Origin of the sequence: Natronomonas sp., assembly GCF_046710025.1 — an archaeon.
GTDB lineage: Archaea > Halobacteriota > Halobacteria > Halobacteriales > Haloarculaceae > Natronomonas.
In genome coordinates this window covers 1-4349 of sequence record NZ_JBKEGK010000217.1, presented here as the reverse complement: position 1 = coordinate 4349, position 4349 = coordinate 1, and the positions used below count along the sequence as shown (strand labels likewise).

The window sequence follows — 4349 nt, the reverse complement described above, 5'->3', positions numbered from 1 at the left end:
CCGATGGTGGGTCGTCCCACTGGTCGGGGTCGAGATCCTCGTAGGTCCGCCGGACGTCGTCCCAGTCGTGGCTCCCGAGGACGGTCCGGATGACAGGTATCTCCCGAGGATCGACATCGGAGATACGGAAGTCCTCATCACGGTTGCGCCAGGCGTGGCGGTTCAGCGCCGTGATGACCTTCTCGGCTCTGAACGTCTCGACGCCCTCCGTCGGATCGGTTCCCCGGTAGTCGTCCTCGTCGAAGCGGCCGAGATGCTCGATTTCGAACACCTTCATTTTCAATGGGTCCGGTTCGACCGCCTCGCCGCGATCGTTCGTGAGTCGTTCGTCTTCGACCCACGCGTAGACGTGTTCAATATACTCCTCGACGGTCGCCTCGTCGACCCGCTTGTCGCGCATGATCGCGTCGATCACGTCGGACTCCTGCCGGCTGAACACGTGATTTTTCACCGGAACGAGACGGCTCTCGTACTCGCTTCGCTCATTCGGAGAGAACACAGGCGCCTCGTCGAGGCCCTCGACCATCGCGTTCAGCACATCTCGCGGCATGATGATGTCCTCGATATTCAACTCCGGGTGGTGGCGGTCGGTCTCCTCGTACAGCAGGTCGGCGAGCGTATCGCGAGTGTACGTGACTGGGATTCCCGTCGATCCCTCGGTTGGATCGCCAAAGTCGAAGTCCTCGCGATACCGGCGCTCGTCGCCGTCTTGGAGGTAGCCGCGATCGTAGATCAGCGCCTTGTCGACGAGGTCAAGCCCCGGCGGCAACGACTCGGTGTCGAGTCTGGTTCCGACAGCGTACAGCGCCGCCGCCTCGATCGCGTGCGGGGCGAGTTCGCGCTCCCTGATCGTGCCACCGCCCCCGCGAACGGAGATTTCGATCGGCTCCCGGTAGGCGGCTTCGAGTTCCTCGTAGCTCTCGGCCTCCCAGATCGCCGTCTCGTTCGTGAGTTCGCGACAGAGGAGTTCCGCCTCCAGCGAGAGGTTTGTCAGGTATGTGAACTCGTGTTTGTCGAGGCGTCGCTTCAGCGCCTTCAACGGGTCAGACCCCTCCCGCTCGGCGTGTTGATTCAGTTGCGCCTCAAGATCGGGGTTTGAGATAATGATCATCTGGGTGTCGATGTCCATCCCGATCCCCTTGTCGAGTTTCACCGTTCCCTCGTCCGGGACGTTCAGCAGTTTCTGAAGCAGGTCGGCGTGTTGGGCCGCGTCCTCGACGATCGTGAGCAGGCCGTTGCCCTGCGAGAGGACGCCGTCATAGCTGAACGCCTGTGGGTTTTTCCGACCCCGGGAGTCGAGTCGCTGTAACATGCCGGCCATCCACGACCCGACGAGTCGTTCCTTCGGCGACCCGTCGTCCTCGCTGTGGAGGACGCCGATCCCCTGCCCAACATCGACGACGAAGTTCTTGACGCGAAGGTGGCGCTCGTCCGTGATGGCCGAAAACAGGTTGTCCGTGCCCTCGCGGCGGTACTGCTCTTCGAGGTGGTCGTAGGCCTCGCGGCTGAACGGGTCCAAACGCGTCTCGAGGTGAATCGGAATGTGGTCGTCGAGTTCCTCGTTGAGGTCGTCGAGAATCGCCTCCCGAACCGGCTCCGGAAACACCGACAGCGGATGCGATTGGACCGGCGAGGCGTACCAGTCGTCCTCGTTGGGCGGGGTGGCATCGCCGTATGTCATCCCCATCGATCCCTCGGTCCCAGCGCCGCCGACGTTCCACTCGACTGTGTAGCGGCGGCCCGCCTCGGTCTTTGAGTACTCCCGGAGGCCGTTTATCAGACAGCGCTTGAGTTCCGATTTTCCCGTCGCGGTGGGGCCGTCGAGCCAGAGGATCTTCTCCTCTTTGCCCCGGCGGGCGGCGATCGACCGAAGGTCGTCGACGAAGGCATTCAACACTTCGGTGTTGCCGAGAATGGCGTGCTCGCCGTCGTTGTAGGGATCGTCAAAGAAGCGATAGCGCTCCTTTTGTTCGCCCTCCTCGACGACGGACCGCGTGCCCGCCGCCTCGATGGCCGCGAGCAGATACTTCGAGGCGTGGGACGCCGACTCGGGGCGTTCGAGCACACGATCGACGTACCCGGAGATCGACATCGGCGGCTCGTAGGTCTCCTCTAATGCCTCGTCGGCTCGGTCGACGTACCCGTCGGTCATTCGTCTTCCATCTCCGCTTTGGCTACCTCGGCGCCGGCGAACTCAAGCACCTCCTTTGCACCTTCGGTGCTGTATCCCTGCTCCTCGAGGGCGTCGATCCACGCGTTCCGCTCGTCGTCGTCGAGGTCGCCGCTGGAGACGAGCGCCGAGAAGTTGATGTTGTGTTTTTTGTCCTCCCAGAGTTTGCGCTCAAGCGCTCGGCGGAGCCTGTCGTTGTCCTGTGGTTCGAACGTCTCGCCCTCGCGGGCGCGCCGGCTGACCCAGTTCGCGACTTCCTGACGGAAGTCGTCCTTGCGGTCGGCCGGCACGTCGAGTTTCTCCTCGACGGCCCGCAGGAACGTCTCGTCGGGCTCGGATTCGCGCCCGGTAATCGAGTCCTCGACGGTGTCGTCGTCGATGTAAGCCATGACGTGATCCATGTACTTTTCACCCTGCCGTTGGATCTCGTCGAGATCGTAGGCCAAGGCGTGACGAACGTCTTCGATCGCCCGCTCTTTGTACTCCTCGCGGACCAATTCGAGGTAGCGGTAGTACGTCTCGAAGTTCTCCTCGGGGATCGAACCGTGATTCTCGAGATTGCCCTCAAGATGGTTGAACGCCGTCAGCGGCGAGAGGAACATCCGCTCTCTGTGCATCGAGTCCATGATGGCCTCGGCGATCTCGTCGCCGATGAACCGCGGCGAGACGCCGTCCATGCCCTCACCGATGTCGGCTGTCTCCTCGGCCTCGTCGCGGAGCTTTTTGATGTCGATGTCATCGCCCTCGTCGATCTCGCCGTTGTACGCCTTCGCCTTCTGGACCACCGAGACGGTGCCGCCGTCGGGTTCCTCAATGCGCGTTAACACGCCGAAAAGCCCGGCCATCTCTAGGGTGTGTGGCTCGACGTGGATGTCGGGGACATCGGCGTTTTTGAGCATCTTCCGGTAGATTTCGGCTTCCTCCTGATACTGGAGAACGTAGGGGAAGTCGATCCGCTTGGTCCGGTCGTTGAACGCCTCCATCTTTTCGTCGCCCTTTTTGTCACGATACTCGGGCATGTTCGTCCGGCCGACGATCACTTGATCGATGTCGATTCGGGGGTTGTTCTTTGGCTTGATCGTCTGTTCTTGACTGGCATGGAGAAAGTCATAGAGGAACTCCCGCTGGAGTTTCAGCAGTTCCTCACCGGAGAAGATGCCGCGATTGGCGTTACAGAACGCCCCCGAATAGTCGAACGCTCGCGGATCGCTCTCCCCGTAGACCGCGATCTTCGAGTAGTTGACATCGCCGGTCAGTTCGGTCTCGTCTTGATTCTTTTTGTCCTTCGGTTCGAACGTCTCGACGGCTTGGCGCTTGTTCTCGTCGGCGAGTAGGCGGACGATCTCGACGTGATTTTCCAACACCGCCTGCAGGTCGTCGTCGTAGTGTTCGAGCAGCGCGTCCATGTAGAACTCGCTGGCAGGGTCCAGCGCCTGCTCGTTGCGGATCGTGTAGGGGGCGTCGAGTCGGTCGTTGATGTCGTCGATGACCCGCTTGCGACCCTCGAGCGGCAGAAGGACGATCGGGTCCTGGTTCATCGGGGAGCGGACGACGTCGTCTGCCGGGTCTTGATCGGGGAGGACATCGCAGAGGCCGGTCCAGCGAAACGTATACATCCGGCCCCCCTCGCGGGTGGTGTAGTCCTCAAAGTAGCGCCTGATCTGTCGGTCAAAGTGAGATTTCCCCGACCCAACGGGGCCGAGCAGAAGTTTAATACGCTTTTCGGGGCCGAGCCCGCGGGCGCCGGATTTTACCTTGTTCGTGAACTCGTGGATCGCCTCATGAATGATCCGTCCGTAGAAGGTGTTTTCGCCGTCGCCCAGCGGGTCCTCGGCGGCGATATCGTACTCGACGATCCCCGCCTCCTCGTCGTACGTCGTGCCGTAGTAGTCGAACATGTCGGCGAGCCGCTGGTGGGCGTTCCGGGCGATCTTCGGGTCGTCGTACAGTTCTTCCAGATACCACTCGAACGACCGCGTCCGGCGGAGGTCCGACGGGATCGTGCTCCTGTACTCCTTGCTGAGTTCCTCGAGGGTTTCCATATCACTCATTCTATCACGGGGACGCGATGCGTCCCGTCCGCTGGCCGTCATCTCGGCGTTCGATCGTTCTACCCAAACCGGTTTTTTCCGAACGACGTGTCGGCGCGGAACCCGAGAGACGGTGATCGATACCGATA

General features: G+C 61.6%; 2 protein-coding genes. Both read right to left on the bottom strand.

Annotated features, from left to right (window positions below):
• A partial coding sequence (locus tag ACI944_RS12310; RefSeq protein WP_411719338.1) for a PrkA family serine protein kinase occupies positions 1-2152 on the bottom strand: 2152 nt, incomplete at its 3' end.
• Positions 2149-4221 (bottom strand): PrkA family serine protein kinase, encoded by a 2073-nt coding sequence (locus tag ACI944_RS12305; RefSeq protein WP_411719337.1) that lies wholly within the window; start codon positions 4219-4221, stop codon positions 2149-2151. The genes ACI944_RS12310 and ACI944_RS12305, both read right to left, overlap by 4 nt.
• Between the last annotated feature and the right edge of the window lie 128 nt (positions 4222-4349).